General features: G+C 29.9%; 21 protein-coding genes. 12 read left to right on the top strand and 9 right to left on the bottom strand.

Going from position 1 to position 25636, the window contains the following annotated elements:
• Nucleotides 1-2: 2 nt before the first annotated feature.
• The 4 genes from SLH33_RS09815 to SLH33_RS09800 all read left to right on the top strand — a co-directional run bounded on the left by SLH33_RS09815 (nucleotide 3) and on the right by SLH33_RS09800 (nucleotide 3560).
• Nucleotides 3-1097: a M48 family metallopeptidase gene (locus SLH33_RS09815; protein ID WP_320418916.1), complete on the top strand. Its 1095-nt coding sequence runs from the start codon at nucleotides 3-5 to the stop codon at nucleotides 1095-1097.
• Nucleotides 1098-1100: 3 nt separating this feature from the next.
• A complete protein-coding gene (locus tag SLH33_RS09810; RefSeq protein ID WP_320418915.1) occupies nucleotides 1101-1784 on the top strand; it encodes an SDR family oxidoreductase in 684 nt (227 codons plus the stop codon).
• A gap of 84 nt (nucleotides 1785-1868) precedes the next feature.
• On the top strand, nucleotides 1869-2462 hold the full coding sequence (locus tag SLH33_RS09805) for a SprT-like domain-containing protein (RefSeq protein ID WP_320418914.1): 594 nt from the start codon (nucleotides 1869-1871) through the stop codon (nucleotides 2460-2462).
• 21 nt (nucleotides 2463-2483) lie between these two features.
• Nucleotides 2484-3560: a mannose-1-phosphate guanylyltransferase gene (locus SLH33_RS09800; RefSeq protein WP_320418913.1), complete on the top strand. Its 1077-nt coding sequence runs from the start codon at nucleotides 2484-2486 to the stop codon at nucleotides 3558-3560.
• A gap of 32 nt (nucleotides 3561-3592) precedes the next feature.
• Here the strand turns inward: SLH33_RS09800 and SLH33_RS09795 are convergent, their stop codons facing one another.
• Together SLH33_RS09795 and lpxK are read right to left on the bottom strand one after the other, a co-directional pair.
• Nucleotides 3593-4066, bottom strand: a complete 474-nt coding sequence (locus tag SLH33_RS09795; protein WP_320418912.1) for a thioredoxin family protein — start codon at nucleotides 4064-4066, stop codon at nucleotides 3593-3595.
• Between the two features lie 71 nt (nucleotides 4067-4137).
• The gene (gene lpxK / locus SLH33_RS09790) at nucleotides 4138-5160 is read right to left on the bottom strand and encodes a tetraacyldisaccharide 4'-kinase (RefSeq protein WP_320418911.1); all 1023 of its coding nucleotides are present in this window, start codon (nucleotides 5158-5160) and stop codon (nucleotides 4138-4140) included.
• A gap of 52 nt (nucleotides 5161-5212) precedes the next feature.
• On the opposite strand from lpxK, the gene SLH33_RS09785 reads away from it, so the two are divergent.
• The 6 genes from SLH33_RS09785 (at nucleotide 5213) to SLH33_RS09760 (ending at nucleotide 12218) form a co-directional block, all read left to right on the top strand.
• Nucleotides 5213-6307: a Nif3-like dinuclear metal center hexameric protein gene (locus tag SLH33_RS09785; RefSeq protein WP_320418910.1), complete on the top strand. Its 1095-nt coding sequence runs from the start codon at nucleotides 5213-5215 to the stop codon at nucleotides 6305-6307.
• A gap of 2 nt (nucleotides 6308-6309) precedes the next feature.
• Nucleotides 6310-7080 carry a hypothetical protein gene (locus SLH33_RS09780; protein ID WP_320418909.1) on the top strand — a complete coding sequence of 257 codons (771 nt, stop codon included), beginning with the start codon at nucleotides 6310-6312 and terminating at the stop codon, nucleotides 7078-7080.
• 227 nt (nucleotides 7081-7307) lie between these two features.
• Nucleotides 7308-7688, top strand: coding sequence for a hypothetical protein (locus SLH33_RS09775; RefSeq protein ID WP_320418908.1), 381 nt, complete (start codon nucleotides 7308-7310; stop codon nucleotides 7686-7688).
• On the top strand, nucleotides 7574-9193 hold the full coding sequence (locus tag SLH33_RS09770; protein WP_320419002.1) for a hypothetical protein: 1620 nt from the start codon (nucleotides 7574-7576) through the stop codon (nucleotides 9191-9193). Before SLH33_RS09775 ends, SLH33_RS09770 begins: the two co-directional genes overlap by 115 nt.
• A gap of 309 nt (nucleotides 9194-9502) precedes the next feature.
• Nucleotides 9503-10522, top strand: a complete 1020-nt coding sequence (locus tag SLH33_RS09765) for a hypothetical protein (protein ID WP_320418907.1) — start codon at nucleotides 9503-9505, stop codon at nucleotides 10520-10522.
• A gap of 79 nt (nucleotides 10523-10601) precedes the next feature.
• Nucleotides 10602-12218, top strand: a complete 1617-nt coding sequence (locus SLH33_RS09760) for a family 20 glycosylhydrolase (RefSeq protein WP_413818266.1) — start codon at nucleotides 10602-10604, stop codon at nucleotides 12216-12218.
• Between the two features lie 41 nt (nucleotides 12219-12259).
• Here SLH33_RS09760 and SLH33_RS09755 read toward each other — a convergent pair whose 3' ends face one another.
• From SLH33_RS09755 to SLH33_RS09735, 5 genes are all read right to left on the bottom strand, one after another.
• The gene (locus SLH33_RS09755; RefSeq protein WP_320418905.1) at nucleotides 12260-14101 is read right to left on the bottom strand and encodes a DUF349 domain-containing protein; all 1842 of its coding nucleotides are present in this window, start codon (nucleotides 14099-14101) and stop codon (nucleotides 12260-12262) included.
• Between the two features lie 158 nt (nucleotides 14102-14259).
• Nucleotides 14260-15018, bottom strand: a complete 759-nt coding sequence (gene aroE / locus SLH33_RS09750) for a shikimate dehydrogenase (protein WP_320418904.1) — start codon at nucleotides 15016-15018, stop codon at nucleotides 14260-14262.
• A complete protein-coding gene (locus SLH33_RS09745; RefSeq protein ID WP_320418903.1) occupies nucleotides 14996-16006 on the bottom strand; it encodes a DUF368 domain-containing protein in 1011 nt (336 codons plus the stop codon). Before SLH33_RS09745 ends, aroE begins: the two co-directional genes overlap by 23 nt.
• A 21-nt stretch (nucleotides 16007-16027) precedes the next feature.
• Nucleotides 16028-16948, bottom strand: a complete 921-nt coding sequence (locus SLH33_RS09740; protein ID WP_320418902.1) for a DUF368 domain-containing protein — start codon at nucleotides 16946-16948, stop codon at nucleotides 16028-16030.
• Complete coding sequence (locus tag SLH33_RS09735) at nucleotides 16932-21341, bottom strand: translocation/assembly module TamB domain-containing protein (protein WP_320418901.1); 4410 nt, start codon at nucleotides 21339-21341, stop codon at nucleotides 16932-16934. Before SLH33_RS09735 ends, SLH33_RS09740 begins: the two co-directional genes overlap by 17 nt.
• 188 nt (nucleotides 21342-21529) lie before the next feature.
• Between SLH33_RS09735 and tsaD the strand changes: the two genes are divergently transcribed.
• Nucleotides 21530-22558 carry a tRNA (adenosine(37)-N6)-threonylcarbamoyltransferase complex transferase subunit TsaD gene (tsaD, locus tag SLH33_RS09730; RefSeq protein ID WP_320418900.1) on the top strand — a complete coding sequence of 343 codons (1029 nt, stop codon included), beginning with the start codon at nucleotides 21530-21532 and terminating at the stop codon, nucleotides 22556-22558.
• Between the two features lie 4 nt (nucleotides 22559-22562).
• Nucleotides 22563-24416 carry an LTA synthase family protein gene (locus SLH33_RS09725; protein WP_320418899.1) on the top strand — a complete coding sequence of 618 codons (1854 nt, stop codon included), beginning with the start codon at nucleotides 22563-22565 and terminating at the stop codon, nucleotides 24414-24416.
• 33 nt (nucleotides 24417-24449) lie between these two features.
• Here SLH33_RS09725 and SLH33_RS09720 read toward each other — a convergent pair whose 3' ends face one another.
• Nucleotides 24450-25067 (bottom strand): thioredoxin family protein, encoded by a 618-nt coding sequence (locus tag SLH33_RS09720; RefSeq protein ID WP_320418898.1) that lies wholly within the window; start codon nucleotides 25065-25067, stop codon nucleotides 24450-24452.
• A 12-nt stretch (nucleotides 25068-25079) separates the two neighbouring features.
• Nucleotides 25080-25598, bottom strand: a complete 519-nt coding sequence (locus SLH33_RS09715) for a TlpA family protein disulfide reductase (RefSeq protein ID WP_320418897.1) — start codon at nucleotides 25596-25598, stop codon at nucleotides 25080-25082.
• Between the last annotated feature and the right edge of the window lie 38 nt (nucleotides 25599-25636).

The following is a 25636-nucleotide window of genomic DNA, read 5'->3' as shown; positions in this document are numbered from 1 at the left end:
CTATGTCTTTCAACGCAAATTATTTTAACGGAGAGTCGTCAAAAACCTATAAAGCCATTATAACTCCAATTTCTTTAGGATGGCAAATTGTTTATAATGATGAACTAAAAGGGCAAAAAGAAATTCACTGGAAACTTGATAAGATAAAAAAATCAGAAGTGTATACAAGTGGATTAGTTACTTTTACCTACAATAATACTTTTCCTTTTCAAAAAATTGAAAGCACAGATAAACGTTTTATTGAATACATAAACCAAAGTAATCATAAAAACCTCAACAACAAAGCTAACTCTTGGCTACATACATCACAAAAAAAAACAATCATAGCTTTCCTCTCAATCATTATCGCTTTTACCATAGCAATATATTTTTTTATCATTCCTGCTATTACTGTAAATTTTGCTAAAAATATGCCTACAGAAAGTGTTGTAAAATTAGGGAATCATGTATATAGAAAAATATCAAATGAATTAGAAATAGATTATAGTAAAACAAAAAAATTACAAAGCTTTGTAAATTCAATGAAAATTGATTGCGAGTTTCCTATAAAAGTATATGTTTCTGAAAATGAAGATACAAATGCATTTGCTATTCCTGGAGGTATAATTGTAGTTTATACTTCATTACTAGAAAAAATTGAAAATGAACATCAATTAGCTGCCCTAATAACTCATGAAGCAGCACATGTTAAAAATAGACATGTGCTTAAAAACATTACAAGAAATTTATCAGGAGCTATCTTTACATCTGTTTTATGGGGCGACGAAAGTAAGATAACAAAAATTATAGGTGAAAATGCTCATCGCGTTTCGCTACTTTCATACTCAAAAAAATCAGAAAAAGAAGCAGATATGTTTGGGTTAGAAACTATGCTAAAAAACAATCTTGACCTACATGGAATGGCACAATTATTTGAAATTTTAGAAAAAGAAACTAGTATTGATGTTCCTTTGTATTTTAACAATCATCCTATAACAAAAGATCGTCTTCAATATGTAAATGAAATAGTAAGCAAGCAAAAATCATTTAAAGAAAATGAAAAATTAAAAGATGAATGGCTAGATTTAAAACACTCTTTTAATGATAATGAAAAATAAATAATGAATAAAAACATAGTAATAACAGGAACAAGCAGAGGAATTGGATTTGAGTTAGCTAAACGTTTTGCAAATGCAGGTCATAATGTATTGGCTTTATCAAGAAATACCAAACCTCTAGAATTAATAAAACACAAAAACATTACTGTATTTTCAACAGATTTATCTTTAGAGGCGGATGTTGAAAGAGCCACTAGTTTTGTGAAAACTGAATGGAAACACGTAGACATTCTTATCAATAATGCTGGAAAACTCATCAATAAACCTTTTGATTTGTTAACACCTAATGATTTTTTAGAGGTATATAAGGTTAATGTTTTTGCTGTTGCAGAATTAACTCGACAATTACTTCCGTTTATGAAAGCAGGTAGTCATGTAGTTACGATAAGCAGTATGGGCGGAATTCAAGGAAGCATGAAATTCCCGGGGTTAGCAGCCTATAGCTCTGCCAAAGGAGCGGTTATTACCTTATCTGAGTTATTAGCAGAAGAGTATAAAGAACAACAAATAGCTTTTAATGTGTTAGCCTTAGGTGCTGTACAAACCGAAATGTTAGAAGAAGCTTTTCCTGGTTATAAAGCTCCGTTATCAGCAAAAGAAATGGCCAATTATATTTTTGATTTTGCACTTACAGGAAATAAATATTACAACGGAAAGGTGCTACAAGTTTCAAGTTCAACACCTTAAATTCCTTCTAAATCTCATTAAAGGGGAGAAAAAAACATATGCAATTACTTGAAAAATAACACATCACATAATGCCACTCTCACTTTGAGAAAAATACAATGGGCTAAACACATCCCAGAAAAAGCAATACCCTTGGTTGAGTATTTGATTATTGAGCACAAAATCAATTTAAAAATTGTTAATGAGCGTCAGACCAAACACGGTGATTTTAGAACTTTTTCTAACGGAAAAACCCAAATTACAGTTAACAACAATTTGAATCCACATCAATTTTTACTAACTTTAGTTCATGAGATTGCACACCATGTAACCTATAAAAAATTTGGTAGAGTACAACCACACGGAAGAGAATGGAAAGCTGTATTTCAGCATTTAATGCTACCATTTTTACATCCAGAAATTTATCCGAAGGAAATATTACCCTTATTAGCTAATCATTTTAAAAACCCTAAAGCCAGTACAGATTCTGACCCCAAACTTTCTTTAGCTTTAAAAGGAGGTATGGCAAATAACGGAAAGAGTTTTATCTTTGAACTTCATAACGGAAGTGTTTTTAAATTTAAAAACAACTTATACAAACGTGGTATGAAGCGTAGAACACGTTATGAATGTTTGAATTTAGCAAATAAACGTGTGTATCTATTTAATCAAAATGCAGAAGTTTTACTCATTGAGTAAAGCTAAAAATCAATATAAAATATGAATAGTAACTATTATGCAGTGATCATGGCAGGAGGAATTGGCTCAAGATTTTGGCCAGTGAGTACTCAAAAATTCCCTAAGCAGTTCCATGATATGATGGGAACTGGACAATCATTAATTCAGCGTACTTTTGAAAGAATTAATGAACTAGTACCAACCAATAACATTTTAATTGCCACCAATACTGCCTATGAAAAATTAGTACTACAACAATTGCCTCAATTAAATAATAAGCAATTATTGTTAGAGCCTACTATGAGAAATACGGCTCCTTGTATTTTGTATGCTGCATTAAAAATATATAATCAAGATCCAAATGCAGTAATGCTAGTTGCTCCTTCTGATCATTGGATAAAAGATGAAAGTGAATTTTTACGTAATATCAAAACTTCATTTGAAGCATGCGCTAACAATGATATTTTAATGACATTAGGAATACAACCTGACCATCCAAATACCGGGTATGGGTACATTCAGTTTGAAAAAAATTCTTCCGAAATTAAAAAGGTTAAAAACTTTACCGAAAAACCCAATTTAGAAGTTGCCAAAGAGTTTTTAAATAGTGGAGATTACTTATGGAATGCTGGAATTTTTGTGTGGTCTGCCAAAAGTATTATTAATGCATTTAAAAAGCACTTACCAGAAATGGTTGATGTTTTAGATGATGGAAAAAATGTTTACAATACTGATTTTGAAGATGATTTTATTAATAGCAACTATAAAAAATGTGAAAATATATCTATAGATTTTGGTATTATGGAACGCGCTAATAACGTACATGTTTTACCTGTTGATTTTGGTTGGAACGATTTAGGTACTTGGGGCTCTTTATACGGAAAACTTAAAAAGGATGAGAATGAAAATGCTGTTGTGGGTGCCAATGTTATTTTTAGAGATTCAAAAGGAAATATGGTAAGAACTGATAGTGGTAAAAGGGTTGTTATTCAGGGTTTAGAAGATTTTATTGTTGTTGAAAAGAAAGATGTTATTTTAATTTGTCCAAGAAAGGATGATCAATATATTAAACAAATAATGGCCGAAGCCAAAGAATCATTTGGTAAAAAGTATGTATAACAAAAAAATCCGATGAAAATTCATCGGGTTTTTTATTTATTCCTTTTAATAGTTTCTTCAAAGAACGGATAATAATATTCCGTCATGTAAGAGCCATTCTTTCTTCCCAAAACTTCTCCTTTATCATTAATCATAATCAATGTTGGAAAAGATGTTTGTGCATATCGTGCACTCAATTCTTCATTAGTAGATTTATTTTCAGGAGTCACCAAATCTCTATTTCTAGGGTAATCTGCCATGTATAAGATCATATTTTCATCAGCAAATTGCTTAAACTTTTCTGTATGAAATAAATCTTTATCCAAACGCATACAAGGTCCACACCAATCAGATCCTGTAAAATAAATTAATATAGGTTTACGTTCTTTTCTTGCTTTTTTAACCGCATCTTTAAAAGTAACCTCCCAAGTTATATCAATAGTATTTGCAGTTGTTTCATTTTCCTGAGCTACAGCTATAGTTGCAACTCCCAACATCATCAAAATTCCTAAAACAAATTTTCTCATAAAAGTTTACTTTTTCTATCTAAAAAAACTCTTTAGTAAAAGTCAAAAACAATGCCAATATAATAAATTTATTAATTGATTATGTTGAAGATAGCCGTTTTAAAGGCTTCTTCATTATTCAAAAAGACACTTTCAATAGAAATATAACTTAATTCGTTTATTTTATTTTTAAGCCTCATAAAATCTTTTTCTGTAGTAAGCATGAGTTTATCTTCTAACTCAATCTCTTGAAAAGTTGTATTGATTTTTAAAATATCTTCTGATGTAAAATTATGATGGTCAGGAAATTTTAAATGAGTAAATTGAACTTCTTTTATTTTTAAAAATTCTAACAAAGGATTTGGATTCGCTATTCCAGTAACCAATAAAACTTGTTTATTCTTTAATTCGTTAATAGTAAATTTTAAACTTCCATGTAAGCGCTCATCATATGAAATTGTTGAAAAAAATAACTGCTGATAAGATTTTAATTGAAGCTTTTTTTCAATTTCCTTCTGTTGATTCTTTGATAAGTTAGGCGGACATTTAGTTACCACTACTAATTCTGCTCGTTTTACTCCTCTCTTACTTTCTCTTAAATTACCCGTGGGCAATAAAAAATCATCCACATACAAATCATTATATTTGGTAAGCAAAATATAGCTTTTTGCTTTTACCTTTCTATGTTGATACGCATCATCTAATAAAACAACATCCGGTTTTTCTTTGAGTTTCAACAACTGAGAAATGCCATTAACTCTATTGGCATCAACTGCAACAGTAATCTCATTTTTATATTTTTTATAGAACTGTAAAGGTTCATCACCCACATCTTCTGCTGTATGAGCATCGTTTATTAACTGAAAACCTTTTGTTTTACGTTTATAACCTCTACTTAATACTGCAATTTTATAATCATTTTTTAGCAATCTTATTAAATATTCTATCTGCGGAGTTTTACCTGTACCTCCCACACTTAAATTTCCTACAGCAATTACAGGAATATCAAACTCGGTTGATTTTAAAACACCTATAGTAAAAAACCAATTACGAATTGTTGTAATAAAATCATACACTACGGCAAATGGAAATAATAAAAATCGAAGTAGTTTCATTGCAACGAAAATACATTAAAAATCTTAACTTTGAATTTGTTAAATTGTAACTATGCAAGTAAAAGATATTACTAATTATATAGAGCAACTTGCTCCACTTTCATACGCTGAAGATTTTGATAATGTAGGTTTGCTAATAGGAAGTTATGACACAACGGTTACTGGAGTTTTAGTAACCTTAGATACTTTGGAAGAAACCGTTGATGAAGCTATCGCAAAAAATTGTAATTTAATCGTAAGCTTTCATCCTATTATTTTTACCGGATTAAAAAAGTTAAACGGCAATAATTATGTTGAAAAAGTTGTACTTAAGGCCATTCAACATAACATTGCTATTTATGCAACTCATACTGCTTTAGACAATTCAAACAACGGTGTATCCGCTAAAATGAGTGAAGTTTTAGGTTTAGAAAACTGTAAAGTGCTTATTCCTAAAAGCAAAGTTATTAAAAAACTTACCACATTTGTTCCGCATGAAAGTGCCTTTGATGTAAGAGAAAAGTTATTTGAAGCGGGTGCCGGAAACATCGGTAATTATGATATGTGCTCTTTTAATTTTGAAGGAAGAGGAAGTTATAGAGGTAATGAAGATTCAAACCCTACTATTGGTAAAAAAGGAGAATTAATATCTGAAAAAGAAACCTGTATTACAGTAGTTTTTGAGAGTTATTTAGAAGGAAAAATTCTTAAAACACTATTCAAACACCACCCATATGAAGAAGTAGCTTATGAAATAATTACGCTTGATAATTCAAACCAAAATGTAGGTATGGGAATGATTGGTAATCTTCCTTCGGGAATGGATGAAAAATCGTTTTTACAATTTGTAAAAAAAACATTTAAAACTGATTGTGTTCGTCATTCACAACATATAGGCAAACCTATTAAAAAAGTAGCTGTTTTAGGAGGTTCAGGTAGTTTTGCTATTAATAATGCTATTAAAGCAAATGCAGATGCCTACATAAGTGCAGATTTTAAGTATCATGAGTTTTTTAAAGCAGAAAAAAAGATACTATTAGCAGATGTTGGACATTATGAAAGCGAACAATTTACAAAAAATCTTTTGGTTGAATATCTTAACAAAAAATTTAGTACTTTTGCAATTATTTTAAGCGAAAAAAGTACAAATCCAATACACTATATTTAAAGATGGCAAAAAAAGAAGTAACGGTAGAAGAAAAATTAAGAGCGTTATATGATTTACAATTAATTGATTCAAGAATTGATGAAATTAGAAGCGTTCGCGGTGAATTACCTTTAGAAGTTGAAGATTTAGAAGATGAAGTTGCCGGATTAAACACCAGATTATCTAACTTAGCTGAAGACGTTGCAAACTTAGAAACAGACATTAGTAATAAAAAACAAGCAATTACAGATGCTAAAGCTTTAATTACTAAATATGAAGAGCAGCAAAAAAATGTACGAAATAACAGAGAGTTTGATTCTTTAAGTAAAGAAGTTGAGTATCAAGAGTTAGAAATTCAATTATCAGAAAAACGTATTAAAGAATACAAAGCAAAAATTGCTCAAAAAAATGAGATTATAGATGCTACTAAAGAAAAATTAACTACTCAAGAAAGTCATTTAGCACATAAAAAAGGTGAGTTAGACGCCATTTTAAAAGAAACTGAAAAAGAAGAAAAATTATTACAAGAAAAATCTGAAGAATTCTCTAATTCTATTGATAATCATTTATTAGAAGCATATAAAAGAATTCGTAAAAAAGTTAAAAACGGATTAGCAGTTGTATCTATTGAACGTGGAGCTGCAGGAGGTTCTTTCTTTACAATTCCACCACAGGTTCAATTAGAAATTGCAAACCGTAAGAAGATAACAATCGACGAGCACAGTGGGCGTATTTTAGTAGACGCAGGTTTGGCTACAGAAGAAAAAGAAAAAATTGATAGCTTATTCTCTTAATTTTTTCATCAAAAATATACTTTTAAAAGAGCTCTCGTTTTCGAGAGCTTTTTTGTTGTAATAAGTTAAATAGTTGCATTTTAACTTATTTTTATTGAAATTCGTTATTTATGAATATATTTTTCTAAAACAATATGTATTCTTAATTAATTGTTCGTAAACTTTTCTTGTAAAAAAGAACAGAATTACTACATGTAACTTACATTTTATTCTAAAAAAATACAACTATGAAAAAAATTGTTGGCTTTATTCCGTTTTTCTTATTCATTCTTTCTCTTAATGCCCAAGATAAGAATACTCAACTTACTTTAAGTTCAGAAATGATCTTGGCTCCAACTATTTTAGACAAAGAAAACAATATTGCTGTCATGGGCTTATACAGAAAAAACAATGGGACACCTGTAAGTGTAGTGGAAGCTGGAAATTTGTTAAACCAAACCATTAACGCACAAAAGCCTACCAATTTCACACAGATTACTATGTACAGCGGAAAATACAGTTCGGAGGGTCAAAAATACAATATAGACAACGATTTTCAAAAGGCCAATTTTACTGTAAAGGATTTAAAAAAATTTCTGGAGAGGTTACCATCAAAATATTTCCTGTAGAATATAGACTAAACGTCAAAAATAGTATTGTAAATGACCTAAAAGTATTAGATGTCTCAGATTCTTCCAATACTACATTATTAGCGCATTATAAAATAAGCGGAAATACAATCATTACGTATACATATAAAGGAGGAAAACTCGACAGTAACGAAGAGACAAATGTAATTTCAGACCTTCAAGCGTGTAAAGACGCTATAGATAAATTAAAAACTACTGAATGTTATTATCATAACGGAAAAGTAAATATAAAATGTACTTATGATGAAAATGGCAAAGAAAACGGACTTTGGGAATATTTTTATGAAAATGGACAACTTTCCGTGTCGCAACAGTATGTTCATGGAAAGAGAGATGGTAAAAATATAAATTATTATGAAAATGGAACGTTGCAATCTTCAGGTGATTATTTACACGGAGAAAGAAACGGAAACTGGAAATATTATGACAAAAACGGAACACTAACCGAAGATGTTAATTACGACAATGGAGAGCTTATTTCAAGCAACACAAAGCCTAAAGAAAATAATGAATCCACAAGTTCTAAAGTAACTAATGGAGGTTTGTATACACAAATTGTAAATAACGCAAAAGAAAGCAATAAGCCCAAAGAAATCAAAGAGTACTATGATAACGGTCAACTTAAAGCGATAGGTTTTAAAAATATAAATGGAAAATTACAAGGAGAATTAAAAACTTATTATGAAAACGGTCAACTTAAATCCATTGATCAATATAAAGATGGTGTTATATATGATAAGTTAAAAGGCTATCATAAAAATGGTAACTTATTTTATGAAGGAAACATTACCAATGGAATTGTCCAAATAGTATATTATAGAGAAAATGGTAAAAAACAAACTACAGGTAAATTCAACTTTACCAATAAAACCAAAATAGGCGAATGGAAATATTATGACCAAAATGGCAGTTTATCACAAATAAAAACATACAAAAATGGTAAAGAGATTTCTACAAAAAAGGTTGAACAGAAAGATTATGATTACAATATTTTTGGAGGAATTTCTAGTTCAAGAGTAACAAAAAAAGATTGGGAAGCCGTTGATAACTATAAAAATAACATCAAATTAATGCAATCGGTAAATATGGAAATAATTAAAGATATATCAAGTTATTTCGGAAAAGATGATACCGAAACATATTATTTTCAATGTTATCGAGACCGTAATACAGATGTTTTATTTATTAGAACAAAATTTAAAAAGGATAAGGTTTATTTTAAAGGTAGGTATGTATATGATGTTATGTACGAACTTCAAATAAAATTTAGCGATGTAATATCTGTAGAAGAAAGAGGAAATACTGTTTATTTTAACTTAAACAGTAACGGGTTTAATAGAAGAACAAAAGTACCAGGTGAAAATTGGACACAATATTTTCAATTTAAAAACGATTTTCAATTAACAATTTATAATAGTGAAAAAAGAAAAGAAGCTTTAAAAGCATTTAAATATTTAGCCAAACATCCTTACAAAAAAAATTAATATCTAATAACTTATCTGAATAACTTATAAGTCTTTACAGCATAAAAATCCTTTTTTATTTTTTTTACAATGTGTAACTTTTCTGTTTGAATCTTAGTAAAGCCTAAGACATATTAGACAAACAAATCTAAAATAAACTAAAGAGAAAGAGAAAAATGTCAGGTTTTATTCACTCGTAAAAAACAATGAAAAATGGGGATATAGATTGATTGAAAAATGTAGTTTTAACAGATAGTTTTTTTGATAATAGTAATAATATTTTTATTTAATATAAATGACTCAATAAAGCTTACTTTAGTAATTTTATAAATGAATCTTCAACCCCTAAAAATACCATCTGGCTGGTTAGTAGAGTGGAATTTGTTAACAGATACAGATCCTACTGAAGACACCATACACGAGTTTACTGGCAGTTCTCTATTGCTCATCAATTCACCTACAAGATTAAAAGCTATTGATGTGTCTTGGAAACCAGAAGGAGATATTAATGGCGCTTACCTTTTGCAGGTTATTTATTTACTACCAAAATTCAATATTAAAACTAATACACTAGATTATGAAGGTGTTTGGGAAGCTCCAGAGTTAGAATTTTCTACCAAAAACCGACTAGAATTAGTTGATAAGTTAAATCATTTGCTGTTTTATTTAAAGCCTTACACTGATACTCGTATTTTACTACAACCTGGTATTGTAGATGAGCCTAATGAAGCTATAAGGCAAGAATTGTTAGACAATGGTTTAACGCAAGAAATTGCAGAAAAAATAATAGCATCTAACCATAAAAAACTTCAGGAATTACTATTAAATCACAAAGCGGTTTCGTATACGGATGTCGAAAAATTAGCACGACAAGGTGCTACTAAAGGCGTTAAAAACAAAGCAAAGCAACTACTAAATAGCAAACAGTTTAGAAATCAGAAATTCAATACACCACTAGAAATTGACAAGGCTAAACTCATTTCATCCATCACAAATAAGATGGAAGCTGTTCTTACGGAGTTACAACACCTAAAGCCAGAAAAAGAATTCACACTTACAACCCATGAGCCTAATGGATATTGGAGCTTTCATTGGAAAAGCACAAAGCTTTGGAAAACCGAACATTATTTAAAAGAATGGTTTACCGTTAGTTTATATGGTAATATTGATACTTTTTCATTAAGTGGGCATCATGGCATTAAAGATATTTTTGAACAACTTGAAGACAGACATTTTCTATATAAGAAAAAAACAACAGAAATGCTTTTTAAAATGGTTAACACTATTAAAAAGCAAACCAAAGAAGCTGTTTTAAAAGCCATAGACCAACAATTTGATCCTAGTTTTTAAAATAAATCAACACTGTACCATAAAAATTTCATCGGATCAGACTTTCTTTCACTCCGATTTAAATTACTAAATGAAAAACATGAAAAATTTTATACTCATAAAGCTAACTGTTTTATTCCTCTCAATAAACTTTATTGCTTATACGCCTAAAAAAAAGAAACGAGTAATTAATTTTCCAAAAACTGATTTATCATCAGAAAATTTAATACCAAAACCTTTAAAAATTAATGTAACCAACAAAGGTTTCCCCCTTGATAAATACACAACTATTCATACTTCAGAAAAAAGCGATTCTTTTAATGAAATCGGCTTGTTTTTATCAGAAAAAATAAAGGCTAAAACCAATTTAGACTTATCTGTAAATGCAGAGAATATTCTAAATTATGAAACTATTATCTATTTAAAAAAGACCAGTAAACTTGATGTAGATAAATCAGAAGCTTACCAATTAACTATTTCTCAAGATTCTGTAATTATTGCTTCAAATACAGCAAATGGTGCATTTAGAGGTATTCAAACATTACGACAAATTATTCCTGAGCTAAGCAATGATACACTTGCTAAAAATAAAATATGGGTTATTCCGACTGGTAAAATAATTGATGAACCTCAATTTGAATACAGAGGTGCTATGTTAGATGTGGCTCGTCATTTTTTCACCGTACAAGAAGTAAAAAAGTATATTGATCTGTTGGCTTATTACAAATACAACACATTGCATTTACATCTTTCTGACGATCAGGGTTGGCGTATCGAAATTAAATCGTGGCCCAAACTTACTGAAGTTGGTGGAAGCTCAGAAGTTGGTGGCGGTCCAGGTGGTTTCTATACACAAAAAGAATTTTCTGAAATAGTAGAATATGCTGCCTCTCACTATATTACAATTATTCCTGAAATCGATATGCCAGGACATACCAATGCTGCTTCTGTTTCCTATCCTTTTTTAAACGGAAATGGTAAAACTCCAAAAATATACACAGGTATGAGAGTTGGTTTTAGTACGCTTGATACACATAAGGATACTGTTTATAGTTTTATTGATGATGTTGTACGTGAAATAACTGCATTAACTCCCGGACCATACTTTCATATTGGAGGCGATGAAAGCCACGTAACTAAAAAGAAAGATTACATTCATTTTGTTAATAAAGCAGAAGAGATTGTACAAAAACACGGAAAACAAATGATTGGTTGGGATGAAATAGCCTCTGCAGATGTTGACTCTACTTCTATTTCTCAATTCTGGAATAGTAAAAAAAATGCGCAAAAAGCAGTAAGCAAAAACATGAAAATCATCTTATCTCCCGGAAAAAAAGCATATTTAGATATGAAATATGATGAGGATTCTAAGTATGGTTTAGATTGGGCAGGATATATCCCAACTGATAGTGCTTATATATGGAACCCAGAATCATATGCTGGCATTCCTTTAAAAAACATTTTAGGATTAGAAGCTCCACTTTGGTCAGAAACTATTACTAATAGTGCTGAATTAGAATATTTAGCTTTCCCAAGAGTTATAGGGTTTGCGGAACTTGGTTGGACAATTCCAGAAAACAGAGATTGGGAGAATTATAAAATCCGTTTGGCTAATCAAAACCCTTATTTAAAACGTATGAATGTTAATTATTATCCTTCTCCTTTAATTGATTGGAAGAAAGGTGAAGTTAATCAAAATAAAAAGCTCAAACCTTAAGTTTGAGCTTTTTAAATATTAATAGATTCAATCAATCTAATCTAGTAATCTAATCCTTTTAAATAATCTAGTTTAGTTTGTAAAATATCAAGTTCATCTTTAAAACCTTGAATACCTTTACGAACATTTTGCACTAACGGATTATCTTCTGTTGCATTGGAAATAAAACTTAAATTATTCTCTAACTGTTGCATTTCACGCACAGTTTCATCAATCTTTCTACGGATAAATAGTTGTTCACTATCTAACTTTCTATAATCTTCTTGAGAAAGGTAATTATCAACTACATTCTTAAACTTTAGCATTTCAATTTCTTCTTTACCTAAATTTTGGTTTTCTAACAAAGCATCAATCGCTTTATTGAATTTACCATCTAAATGGCGTGCATTTCTTGGTAAAGACCCCATTTCTCTCCATTTAGCCATAGCATCTTTAACCTCATCTAAACTTGCTTCTGCCTTAGCTTTTAATTGCTCTAAATACTCTTTTTTTGCATCTACTACAGCTTGTAGTTCTTCTCCTAATTCATTTTTATGAGCATGAAATTTATCAAAATAGTAATTACATGCTGCTTTAAAACGTTTCCAAATTTCATCAGAATATTTACGAGGTACATGACCAATTTTTTTCCAATCTGCTTGAATACGCTTCATGGTATTGGTTGTTTCCTCCCATTCTTCACTATCCTTTAAACTTTCGGCTAACTCAACTAATGCTATTTTTTTCTTCAAATTATCACTCTGAACATTTTTTTCCTCTTTATAAAAAGCATTTTTAGCTGAATTAAATTTTTGAGTAGCTTCTTTAAATTGTTGCCAAACAGCTTCACTTTTGTTATAGGGAAGTTTTCCTGCATCAAAGTATTTTTTTCTAAGCGCTTCAATTTCTTTTATACTTTTTTGCCAATCGTTGTGGGTTTGGTTGTTAGAAACATCATAAGCGTTTATTTGCGCAACTACTTCTAATTTAGCATCAATAATTTCTTGATGTTTTGAACGCAACTTTTTTAATTGCTCATGGCGTCTATCATGAAGTTTTTTAGTTACATCACTAAATTTACTCCAAACTTCTTCTCTATGTTCTTTATCAACAGGCCCCACCTCTTCTTTCCACAAACGGTGTAGCTCTTGTAATTCTTTGAATGAATGATTTATGTCTTCATTATGCAACAATGCTTCTGCTCTATCAATCAATTTTAATTTTTCTTCTAAATTATGCTTGAACTCTAACTCTCTAAAGTCTTTGTTTAAATGTAATAAATCATAAAAACGCTCAACATGGTGGTGATAAGTGCGCCAAGTATCATTGTATTTTGATTTTGGTACAGGACCTATGCTTTTCCAACGATCATTTAATTTTTGATATTCGTTGTACATCGTTTTAGGATCGGCATCTTCAATAAGAGCTTTTAGCTCTTCAATAATTATGTTTCTTTTTTCTAAATTATCGTTTAATTGACTTTCTAATTGCTTATAATAAGCGTCTCTTTTGATTTTATAATCGCGAAGTAAGCTGTTATATTCAGATTTTATAGGACTTGAAAACTGAAAATCGATGGAATTTCCTCCTTCTTCTAAAAATGCTGCCTTTTTTTCTGCCAACAATTTTCCAAACTTACTGTTAAATGCGTTTTTAACTGCATCTACATTGTCCTTAATTTGTTGTATTGGATTATTTTTAATTAATTTTTTTAGTTCATCAACCAATTTTTCAAGCTCCATAGATGCATAATCCAACATTGGTATTTCATGCTTTTCTGCAGATTTTTCTGAGCTTTCTGCTACTTCATTTTCTACTTCATTTACTGCATGATCATTTTGGTTTACAGCTTCATTTTGGTTGTTTGTTGTTTCTTCTACGTTTTTCTCGCTATTTTCTAACATATCAATGATGTTTAAAGTTCCAATAATTTAGATTATAAAGATAAGGATTATTGTATAAATGCAAATTTTAATTTTTGAAGACCCTTTTTCTGTTTTATTTGAGAAAATAATAGGAAGAACAAAAACTTTGTTAAGAAAAGAAGTGTTTATAAATACAGTTATTTATTCCAAATTTTCCAAGCTTTTTCTGCTTGCAATTCCAGCATTTCTAATCCGTTTTTAATAGTAGCATCTTTATCTAATCCTTTTTGTAAAAAAGTAGTGATTGATGGATTGTAAATTAAATCATATAATAAATGATTTTCATTTAAGAATTTATACGGAATATTCGGTGACTGCTCTATGTTAGGATGAGTTCCCAAAGGTGTGCAATTGATAAGAATTGTATACTCTTTTAGTAAAGCCTCATTGATTTTTTGATAAGAAATTTCATTTTCTTGTCTTGGGTTTCTGGATACAAATAAAAACTCAATATTCAATTTTTTAAGCGCATAGGCTACCGCTTTTGAAGCCCCTCCAGTTCCTAATATTAATGCTTTTTTATGATGTGGTTTTAACAAAGGCTTTAATGATTTTTTAAATCCGTAATAATCAGTATTAAATCCTTTTAGTTTTCCTTTTTTAGTAATTGTAATAGTATTTACTGCACCTATTTTTTTTGCTTTTTTATCAACTTTATCTAAATATTGAAAAATTTCTTCTTTGTAAGGAATCGTTACATTCATTCCGCATACAACCTCTTTATATTTTTCAAAAAGTGGAGGAAATTCATCTATAGATTGGATATCAAAATTAACATAGGAATGATTGTTCAAACCTAATAAATCAAATTTTTCAGTAAAATAACTTCTAGAAAACGAATAGGAAATATTTTTACCTAAAAGAGCAAAAACTTTATTTTTTTCTTTTTCTGCCATAATAATCAATAGCTAAAATTAATATTACTCCTAACAGAACAAAACCTATGGCCACCCATGTTTCTGTGTCTTGAATATTAGGAATATATCTATCATAATTTTGAATAATCTTGTTACCGTTCTGGTCTAGTAAAAACGTTCCATTTTGTGTTTTAAATATAGTTTCTTTCCAAGGCCATACAATTCCTAAAGAACCTGTAATAAAACCTATAATTACAGCTGTAACTAGTTGATGCCATCTTTTTAACACATATCCGAGCATATGAGAAATTGACACCAAACCAAATGCTGAGCCTGCAGTGAATGTACCTATAATTTTTAAGTATCTTATTTTTATCGGATCTTGTAAAACAGTAAAATTTCCTGCAAACAACTGTGTAATTACACCTCCTAAGGCGTTTACACTATCAACCAATAATAGCACATAATTACCTAAAAGGATAAGTATAAAAGAGCCTGACAACCCTGGTAACGTCATCCCCGAAACTCCAATAATTCCGCATACAAAAACAAACCATAAATTATCATTTTCTACTGCTGGTGTCATAAAACTGATAGATATTCCAATCAATGCTCCTGCAATTAATGAAATGATATTCTTTGGCCTCCAATCACCAAAATCTTTGGATATATAATAAATAGATCCGATAATCATTCCGAAAAACCATGCCCAAACATACAGTTCATAATTTTTCAAAAAATAATCTAAAACCAACGATACACTAAAGTAGCTAAACACACTTCCTAAGAGAATTAGTCCTAAAAATTGCATGTTGGTATACTTAAAAAAACTTTTAAACCTACCATTAAACAACAGCTTAAAAGCTTTTCCGTTGATCCTTTGAAAGCTGAAGATTAACTCTTCATAAAACCCCATTACAAACGCTACCATGCCTCCCGAGACACCTGGAACTTTGTTTGCACCTCCCATAGCTAATCCTTTTAAAAAAAGATTAATTTTTTGAAGTAAAGTTCGGTTTTCGTACATGTAGCAGTTAGTTTGTGAAAGTTATTTGGTATTTGCTACTCTTTCTAAGAATAAAATTAGACTAAACCCAGCTAAAGCTAATAAAACAGCATATAGCAATTGTGGATCTCCTTCATATGAAAACGGAGATACAGAAAGCTCATTAAACGGAACCTTTTCTCCATGTGAATTGGTTCTAAAAGTCAACACTTTCTTCCATGGCCAAATTTTATTAAGTGATCCTACTATAAAACCAGTTAAAGCCACCAGTGTATAATTCTTATAATTGGCAAATAACCATTTTAATACTCTAGAAAAAGAAAGCAGCCCTACTACAGCTCCTAATCCTACAGCTGCTATGGTAGCAAAATTACGGCTATTTACTGCTGATAAAATAGGTTTATAAGCCCCTAGTAAAACTAAAATAAATGAACCTGAAATACCTGGTAATATCATAGCACAAATAGCGATGGCTCCTGCTAAAAACATAAAGAAAAATGAAGAATTTTCTGAAACCATTGGGTTTAATGTAGTAATATAATAAGCTAGAAGTGCTCCTATAATTAAAAGAATAAAAGCAATAACATTCCATTTGGTTACTTGTTTAGCGATGTATATAATACTTGCCAAAACTAATCCGAAAAAGAAAGACCACAATAATACAGGATGATGATCTAACAACCAACTTATAACTTTAGCTAAGGAAACTATACTGATAAAAATTCCAGAAAATAAGGCTAGGAGGAAATTTCCGTTAAGTTGTTTCCAAGCTTTTGCAAAACCTTCTTCTTTCAAGGTTTTAAATAAACTCAAATTAATGTTACTTATAGATTGTAATAGTTCTTCATAAATTCCTGATATAAATGCTATGGTTCCTCCTGAAACTCCTGGAACTACATCTGCAGCTCCCATTGCCATCCCTTTTAATGCTAATAGTATATAGCTTCTAGTTGTTCGGTTCATTCTTGACTTTGGTTGTGTCTATTTTCCTTTTAAAATTAATTAAACTTCGCTCTCTTGCAATGATAGTATCTTTTTTCTTTTCTTTTTCCTTCTTTTTCAAACCAATTTTTTCTTTTAGCTCTTTCATATTGTTAAAATTTACTTGATATGAAAGACCTAAACCTTGAGTGTAACCTTCATCTTCTAAAGAATATTGAACATCATTTGGTTTATTAAAAAATGTACCTCTAAGTGTACCTTGTTCATTTAGTAATACTTCAACTTTTACTTCTCCAACTACACTTGTTTGTGTATTTGTTCCTACAGGCACACCTACTTTTCCGTTTACAATTACCCTATCGCTTAATTGGGTTGATACAGATACATCTACCTGATCATCAATAGCATTTGTTAAACGATTAACATCTGCCTTATCTCCTTGTGTATATCCTACCCCTACTTGAAATTTACCATCTTTACTATTAATCATATTTGATAAAATACCTGTTGCTACTTGTGCTGCTGTTCCTGTAATTCCTGCTGACGCACTATTACCAATGGTTTCTTCATTATAAAAAGTACCAAAAGCTAATAAAAATGTAAAATGCTGCATTTTGGTATTTAAATCATTTTCATTGATTTTAAACTCTAATTCTGAGGTTACAGTAGAGTTTGCATTGGGTATTTTTATATCAAAATCTTGTTTAGAGTTAAATAACCCTCCTGTTATTCTAGTATATAGATCTATTGGAATTTTTCTTGTTGAGTTAATATTATCTAATAATTGAGCAGGGTTTGCTTTGGTTCTATAAACGGCTGTTAAATCAAGTTCAGCATCTAGCGGATCTCCATTCCATGATATAGTTCCTCCTTTTTGCACTGTAAATGGTTTGTTTACTATACCTCCGTATCTAAAATTATAAACACCATTGTCTATAGTTACATCTCCATACATGTTGAATTTACCCCGCGTATCAATTTCTATTTGCAAGTTTCCTGTTCCGCTTCCTTTTAGGTCACTTCCTGAAACTTTATCAATAACCACCTGAGCTACTGCATCTTTAGTTACAGTTAAGTTTATTTTTAGGTTTAACCCTTTAAATTTATCAATATTTAATATGTTTTCATCAACATCTTCTACTGTTTTGAAACGAATTAATCTATAATTATTAACTGTAGTGACATCGCTTAATGGAATGACAAATATGGTTCCTGGTTGAGTACTTCCATTTACATCAATACTTAAATTACTACTTAGACCTCTTATTTGTGCATTTCCTCTTAAAAAACCTGTTCCATAATAAGGAATATTATCTGCTTCTTTAGTGTCAAGCACCAACATATTTGGTGTGTTTAAATCAAGATTTAAATACCATTGCTCAAAATTTTGATGCGTTACACTACCTGATAAGTATCCTTTTGTGTCATACTTTGTATCTTCCAACACTATGTTTTTAACTAAAAAGGTTTGGTCTTGCAGTTTAATGTTTGCATTCTCAATAAAATCGTAATCAATATTTAAATAAGGAAATGTTACACCGGCTTCAATTAAATTTAAGTTACCTTTAAAATTAGGGTTGCTAATAGATCCTTTTGAAGTAAAATTACCCGATAACCTTCCTCGAAGGTTTGAGATTACATCTCCTCCAAAATCACTAAACCCGTTAAGTTCGTACTCTCTAAAATTTACTGCTAAATCCATTGTTGGATTGTTAGAAGAAAAATCTAAAGAACCTGTAGCTTTTACGTTATCAAATTCATAATCTCTTATAGAAAAATCTACATTATACTTATTGAATGAATTTTGTCCTTCTACTTTAATTTTTAATGTACCCTGAGAAAATTCATTTACAATTAAGTCATTCACTGTTAAATTTGCTACAGGCTTAATAATATTATTATCTTGTTTTAATGCTGCTGTACCGTTTAATGAACCGTTTAGTTTTAGGTTTTCTATTTCTGGTAATAACGCTTCAAGGTGCACGCTTGAAAAACTTGCTTTTAAATCTTTGTAGTTTTCACCTTGCATATCTCCTTCAAAAGCAATTTGCATATTTTCTGAAATTAAAGAGAATGGACTAAAGCTAAAGCTATCATTGGTTAAATCAAAAGCAACGTTGTTTAAGTTATTATCCTCCGGATTTATTTGCCAATCAAATCCGTTGTGTTTAAAGGTTGATTTTTGTATACCTACTACTGATTTTCTATCTTCATTAATAGTGTAATAGAAGTTTAGATTAAAATTATCTTCAATTTTTTTTCTTCCTCCTTTAAATGTAGTTTTAAAAAATAAGGTATCATTAACCGTTCTGTTAAGCAAATTCAAATCGGTAACGTTATAGTTTTTATTTGAAATTTTTTGTGCGGTAAAGTGAGTATTATAGAGTTTATTTTTATTATCTAAACGAAGTACAACTTCTTCAATAGCATTTTCATACACATCTAGTTCTGGTGATGAGAAGGTAAGTTTTACAGAATTTTCATTTGAGTTTATTTTTCCTCTAATTTGCGTATCTGCTCCTATTGATACTTTGGGCAGAAAAATATCTACTATTTGGTTATAAATAGTAAAATTAAAATTTATGTATTGATTTGGTGCTACCGGAATTGGCTTATAGTTAGTATATACACTACCAAGAGCATTTTGAAAAACAGGCAATAACTCATTAAACGTAAATTTACCTTCTAACTTGCCTTCTGCAATGTCTTTTGAATCTACTTCAATAGTTTTTACACTATCTTTTACGGATGAATTTATTTCAAACTTCTTAAATTCATAACTCTTTTTTTGATTGGTATATACTAAATCTTGGAAAGTAGCTTTACCAACCACATCATCTAATTTATTCCCTGAAACATCTAATTTAATAGTTCCTTTTAAGAGGGAAATACTATCTCTTTTAAAAAAATTGGTTTTAAGTAAGTCTATTTTATCAATATCTGCTGTAAAATCAAAATTATTAATGTCTGATGAAAAATCTGCAAGACCTTTAAAGGTCATATTGAAATTTTCATCTTTTGACTCTAGGTAACCATCAAACTTTTTATTTTGAAATTCTCCATTAACATTTACATCTTTGTAGGTATAATTATTGTATTCAATACTTGAAATTTTTCCTATTACTGTAGTATTAATATTATCAACATTAAACCCTTTTCCTTGCACATCTGCTCTTAATGAAACTTTACCAAGAGAAGAGTCATTGGTTATTACTCCTAAATCAAAATTTATAAACTCTATTTCACCGCTGTATTCAGCGTTATCCATATTATCAATCCCAGTAATAAGTAAATCTGACGTAGTGTTTCCTATCTCTGAATTAACTCGTAAAGTGGCATCCATTTGTTCTGGAGTTACTTTTACAAGTCCCGACATGGTAAAGCGTCCTATTTTTTTAAAATCACTTGGTAAAGTTCTTCCAAGTACATTTGGTAAAATATTTCTTAACTGATTATAGGTTGAAGAAACTTTATCTAATTCTGCATCAAAAATAAAGCCTCTATCTGTATTAAAAGCATTCACAAACCCCATATCTCCTTTAACTTGCATTCCGTTTTTAGAATACATATCAAAATTTGACAAGCTAAAATTATTAAGAACTCCGCTCATTTTCCCTGTAAAATATGCCATATCTGCACCACCTAATTCACCATAGAGCCTATTTAAATCTAATACTGAAATGCTACTCTTTTTAAAATTTCCAGTAACTTTTACTTTATCTATAAAGTCAGCAAAATCTTTTCTTTTATATTTAAATTGAATATCTGCATTGACATCAGAACCATTGTCTGTTTTCAAAACAGTATTTTTAAAAAGCATGTTTGTTTTTGTATAGGCAAAATCTGTTGATAAACTTGTTATATGTACACCTCTGTTTTCAGTAAAATACAAACCTTTAATATCTGCAGTAATATTAGGTCCTATTAAAGAAAAATTTTGCAAATTACCTCCTGCATTATAGGCTGCAAATTGTAAAGTATTTTCTTTGTTTTCATTAATAAGTTTATAGGTTAAATCATCTATGTAAATATTTTTAGTACGAAGAATAAATGGTGTAACACTTTTTGTCTGACTTCCATTATCAAAATTATCTATGAAAATATTCATGTTATCACTATCCTCTCCTTTGTAGGTTTTCATGTAAAAATGAACTCCGGTAAGAGTAGCATCTCCTAAGTTCACTTTATTATCTAAAACCATTTTAGCATTGCGCAGAGAAGTTTTTAAATTTTTAACAAAAATAAGTGTGTCTTGGTGATGATCTCTTATTTCAATTTGTTTTAATTGAATACTTCCTAATAAGGATAAGTCAAGTTTTTTTACTACAATATGAGTATTGAACTCTTTATTAATAAAGTTTGTAGCTATTTTTGCAAGTTTACTTTGAACTGCTGGAATAGATAGAAAAAGCATTAAAAAGAGTAACAGAATCAATATGATTCCAAAAACCTTTAATAGTATTTTCCCCGTTTTTTTTATGATTTTTTCTTTTTAGAGTTATGTTGAAAAACATCAAAAATATTGCCTTAGTACAAAGAAACATCAATTTTAACGAAAATCTAACGTATAATGAATATTTTTGTAGCTAAATCTACAAATAATTGAGCAAGAAAAACATATATATTCTAGGCATTGAAAGTTCTTGTGATGACACAAGTGCTTCAGTAATTTGTAACGGAAAAGTGTTGAGCAATGTAGTGGCTAATCAAGAAGTTCATGCACAATACGGAGGTGTAGTTCCTGAATTAGCTTCAAGAGCACATCAACAAAATATTGTTCCGGTTGTAAAACATGCACTTTCTAAAGCTAAGGTTCATAAAGAAGAGCTAAATGCCATAGCTTTTACAAGAGGTCCTGGGTTAATGGGCTCTTTACTGGTAGGAACTTCTTTTGCAAAATCACTTGCTTTAGGGTTAAACATTCCGTTGATCGACGTAAATCACATGCAAGCTCATATTTTAGCTCATTTTATTAAAGAAGAAGGAAGTAAAATTCCTCCGTTTCCTTTTATTTGTTTAACCATTAGTGGCGGACATACACAAATAGTAAAAATCACCAATCATTTTGAAATGGAAATTTTAGGTGAAACTATTGATGATGCAGTTGGTGAAGCGTATGATAAATCTGCTAAAATTTTAGGTTTACCCTACCCAGGTGGACCATTAGTTGATAAATATGCCCAACAAGGAAATCCGAAAGCATTTAAATTCACACAACCTAAAGTAGGAGATTTAGAATTTAGTTTTAGCGGATTAAAAACCCAGATTTTATATTTCATTCAGAAGAACAAAAAAGAGAATCCAAATTTTATTGAAGAAAACTTAAATGATATTTGTGCTTCTATTCAGTATACAATTATTGAAATATTAATGAATAAACTGAAAAATGCGGTAAAACAAACAGGCATAAAACACGTTGCTATTGCCGGTGGAGTTTCTGCAAATTCAGAAATTAGAAAAAGATTAGCTTTAGCAGAAAAACATTGGAAGTGGACTACCTATATTCCTAAATTTGAATACACGACCGATAACGCCGCAATGATTGCCATTACAGGTTATTTAAAATATTTAAACAACGATTATTCGGATGTTTCTATTGCTGCTAAAGCACGATTAAAAGTTACAGAATAACCCTATGAAATCATTAAAAAATAGACTTTTATTTAGCGTTTCTTATTTTTTTTTATGGATAATTTACTTTGCTTTTGCAAGGTTAATTTTCTTAGTTTTTTATTATGATAAAACCAAAGAATTAGATTTTTTAACTATTCTAAAAACTTTTTTTTTCGGAAGTAAGTTAGATATTTCTTTTACAGGATATATAGTTGCCTTTCCTTTTTTACTTATTCTTTTATCTATATGGATACCTAAAAAAATCATATCCGCTATATTAAAATCATACACTTTTATTATCCTATTTTTAATCACTTTTTTAATGCTGATTGATGTTGTTTTATACAAATCATGGGGCGTTAGAATTGATTCTACTTTACTGAATTATATAAACACCCCTAAAATAATGTTAGCATCGGTATCAACTGGATTATTGGTTGGTGGTATATTCATTTGGATTGCTTTATCATTATTTATTGCATACCTTTTTAATAAAAAAATTAATAACGACATCAATAAAATTGAAAGAGGTAAGTTGTGGGAAGCTCCTATTTTTCTTTTACTCATTGGTAGTTTAATTATACCTATTAGAGGCGGGTTTCAAACAATTCCTATTAACCAAAGCAATGTATATTTTTCTAAAAAAATGTTTGCCAATCATGCTTCGGTAAATTTTATTTGGAATTTTGCAAATGCACTTACCCATAAAACCGAAGACAAAAACCCCTACATCCATTTCAGTAGTAAAAAGGCACAAAAAATAATTAACGAGGTAAAAAACAACCTATATACTAACAACACTGATTCTATATTAAATACCCAAAAACCAAACATCATCTTAATTATTTGGGAGAGTTTATCTGCTAAATCAGTGGGAGTATTAGGAGGTGAACCTGATGTTACACCTAACCTTAACCAACTAGCAAAAGAAGGTATTTTGTTTACAAATTTTTATGGTAATGGTGATCGTACCGATAAAGGTTTAGCTGCAATTTTAAGTGGCTACTACCCTCAACCAACTTCTAGTATTATTAAAATTCCTAGTAAAACAAGGTCATTACCTATGCTTACACAAGAAATGAAAAACTTGGGATATTATACTAGTTTTTACTATGGAGGAGATAGTAATTTTGGAAATATGATTACTTTTTTACGAAATGGAAATATTGATTATATAGTCGATGGAGAAGAATTTGACGATGAAGATTGGAATTCAAAATGGGGTGCGCATGATCATATTTTTTTAGAGCGTTTTATGAAAGATTTATCAGTTCCCGATCTTAAAAAACCTTTTTTTAGTGTCGCTTTAACACTTACTAGTCATGAGCCTTATGAATTTCCAGATGAATATAAGTTTGGTAAAAACTCTCAAGAAAATTTATACAAAAGTGCTCAATCTTATACAGATAAAGCTATTGGTAAGTTTATTGATGAGGCAAAAAAACAACCTTGGTGGGATAATACTCTAATTGTAATTATGTCCGATCATGGTCATCCACTACCTAAGCATAAAGGATATTTTAACTCTCCTAAAAAGTTTCAAATACCTATGGTATGGTTGGGTGGTGCTTTAGCCAAAAAAGGAATTACTATTGATAATTTTAGTGGACAAACTGATTTTGCCTATACTATTACCGATATGCTACAAGGAAATGCATCACAGTTTTTCTTTGGAAAAAATATTTTTAATTCTTCAGATAAAAACTATGTTCATTATGTGTTCAATAAAGGTTTCGGAACGCTTAACAAAAACGGGATATTTGTTTACGACTACGTTAGCAAAAAACCAGTAATTAAAGAAGGAGATTATAAAGAATTAGAAACACTAGGTAAAGCTATTAGTCAAGAAGCATATCAAGATTTTTTAGACCGATAAAAAAAGCTCTCAAAATTGAGAGCTTTTTTATTTTTAGCTTGCCACCTTTATACTACAACCAATGGTTTTGGTCAATGTCTTTTCAGGTTGCTTTCCTTCTAGTAAACTATTAACCGCTTCTTCAACATATAATTCATTTGCACTAGCCGCATCTCTTGCGTTATTATCAATAGCTCCGATGTACGACACTACAAATTTATTGTTCGCAGCTTTTTTTAATACAAACACATGTGGTGTTCTTGTTGCTCCAAACTTTGGATATACTTTTTGTCCGTCATCAAATAAATACGGAAATGTAAATCCTTTTGATTTTGCTCTTTCTTTCATTGATTCAAAATCATCTCCTGGTGAAGCTGAAGGATCATTCGGATTGATAGCCACCACAGGATATCCTTTTTCTTTGTACTTCTTATCCAATGCTATAATACGGTCTTCGTACATTTTAGAATACGGACAATGGTTACACGTAAAAACTACGATTACTCCTTTTTCATTGTTATAATCAGATAATGAAACCATATTACCATCAATATTCTTTAAGGTGAAATTTCCTGCTACATCACCTACTTCATAACCCGAAGAGGTTTTAACTGTAAATGCTGTTGCTACTAACACAACGGTTAATATTAAAATACTTTTGAATGTTTTCATAATTGTTAATAGTTAATTAATAAATTGCTTTAGTTCATTTTCTAAAGTTTGATAGTCAAATGGTTTTTCAAAAAATTTTCTCTGATTTTTATTATATATCAAAGTTGCTGGTAAAGCCCCAGACCAACTTTTATCTATTTTATTTATCCATTCATTCTGGTTTGGATCATCAAATAAAACTACATGGCTTTTAATATTGTTATTTTCAATAAAGGGTAACAAATCAGATTCTACTTGATTAGGAAAATCTAAGCTCACTAATAAAACCTCTACATTTTGATTTTTATAATTATCATTTAATTTTTCAAAATACGGAAGTTCATCTACACAAGGCTTACACCATGTTGCCCAAAAATTCACCACATACGTCTTACCATCATTTTTATGTAATAGTGGCTCTAAACTACTGTAATTATAACTTTTAATGGATTTAGGATTTTGCTTTTCAACTTCTTCTTTCTTCTCACTTGTATTTGTTTTACAAGAAAAAAGAATTACCGGAAGTAATAGTGCTATTAATTTTAATTTCATGTTATAAATTTATCAATAAGAAATTCTCAAAGAAAAAT

Source organism: Tenacibaculum sp. IB213877, from assembly GCF_034043975.1.
In the GTDB taxonomy this organism is placed as follows: domain Bacteria; phylum Bacteroidota; class Bacteroidia; order Flavobacteriales; family Flavobacteriaceae; genus Polaribacter.
Note: the sequence above shows the minus strand (reverse complement) of the source record. Positions and strands in the feature narration are given on the sequence as shown.

What these genes read in the sequence shown, in the direction of transcription:
- SLH33_RS09815 (WP_320418916.1), top strand. Translation starts at nt 3, where the DNA reads ATGTCTTTCAACGCAAATTATTTTAACGGAGAGTCGTCAAAAACCTAT.
- SLH33_RS09810 (WP_320418915.1), top strand. Translation starts at nt 1,101, where the DNA reads ATGAATAAAAACATAGTAATAACAGGAACAAGCAGAGGAATTGGATTT.
- SLH33_RS09800 (WP_320418913.1), top strand. Translation starts at nt 2,484, where the DNA reads ATGAATAGTAACTATTATGCAGTGATCATGGCAGGAGGAATTGGCTCA.
- SLH33_RS09795 (WP_320418912.1), bottom strand. Translation starts at nt 4,066, where the DNA reads ATGAGAAAATTTGTTTTAGGAATTTTGATGATGTTGGGAGTTGCAACT.
- lpxK (WP_320418911.1), bottom strand. Translation starts at nt 5,160, where the DNA reads ATGAAACTACTTCGATTTTTATTATTTCCATTTGCCGTAGTGTATGAT.
- SLH33_RS09785 (WP_320418910.1), top strand. Translation starts at nt 5,213, where the DNA reads ATGCAAGTAAAAGATATTACTAATTATATAGAGCAACTTGCTCCACTT.
- SLH33_RS09780 (WP_320418909.1), top strand. Translation starts at nt 6,310, where the DNA reads ATGGCAAAAAAAGAAGTAACGGTAGAAGAAAAATTAAGAGCGTTATAT.
- SLH33_RS09775 (WP_320418908.1), top strand. Translation starts at nt 7,308, where the DNA reads ATGAAAAAAATTGTTGGCTTTATTCCGTTTTTCTTATTCATTCTTTCT.
- SLH33_RS09765 (WP_320418907.1), top strand. Translation starts at nt 9,503, where the DNA reads ATGAATCTTCAACCCCTAAAAATACCATCTGGCTGGTTAGTAGAGTGG.
- SLH33_RS09760 (WP_413818266.1), top strand. Translation starts at nt 10,602, where the DNA reads ATGAAAAATTTTATACTCATAAAGCTAACTGTTTTATTCCTCTCAATA.
- SLH33_RS09755 (WP_320418905.1), bottom strand. Translation starts at nt 14,101, where the DNA reads ATGTTAGAAAATAGCGAGAAAAACGTAGAAGAAACAACAAACAACCAA.
- aroE (WP_320418904.1), bottom strand. Translation starts at nt 15,018, where the DNA reads ATGGCAGAAAAAGAAAAAAATAAAGTTTTTGCTCTTTTAGGTAAAAAT.
- SLH33_RS09745 (WP_320418903.1), bottom strand. Translation starts at nt 16,006, where the DNA reads ATGTACGAAAACCGAACTTTACTTCAAAAAATTAATCTTTTTTTAAAA.
- SLH33_RS09740 (WP_320418902.1), bottom strand. Translation starts at nt 16,948, where the DNA reads ATGAACCGAACAACTAGAAGCTATATACTATTAGCATTAAAAGGGATG.
- SLH33_RS09735 (WP_320418901.1), bottom strand. Translation starts at nt 21,341, where the DNA reads ATGCTTTTTCTATCTATTCCAGCAGTTCAAAGTAAACTTGCAAAAATA.
- SLH33_RS09725 (WP_320418899.1), top strand. Translation starts at nt 22,563, where the DNA reads ATGAAATCATTAAAAAATAGACTTTTATTTAGCGTTTCTTATTTTTTT.
- SLH33_RS09720 (WP_320418898.1), bottom strand. Translation starts at nt 25,067, where the DNA reads ATGAAAACATTCAAAAGTATTTTAATATTAACCGTTGTGTTAGTAGCA.
- SLH33_RS09715 (WP_320418897.1), bottom strand. Translation starts at nt 25,598, where the DNA reads ATGAAATTAAAATTAATAGCACTATTACTTCCGGTAATTCTTTTTTCT.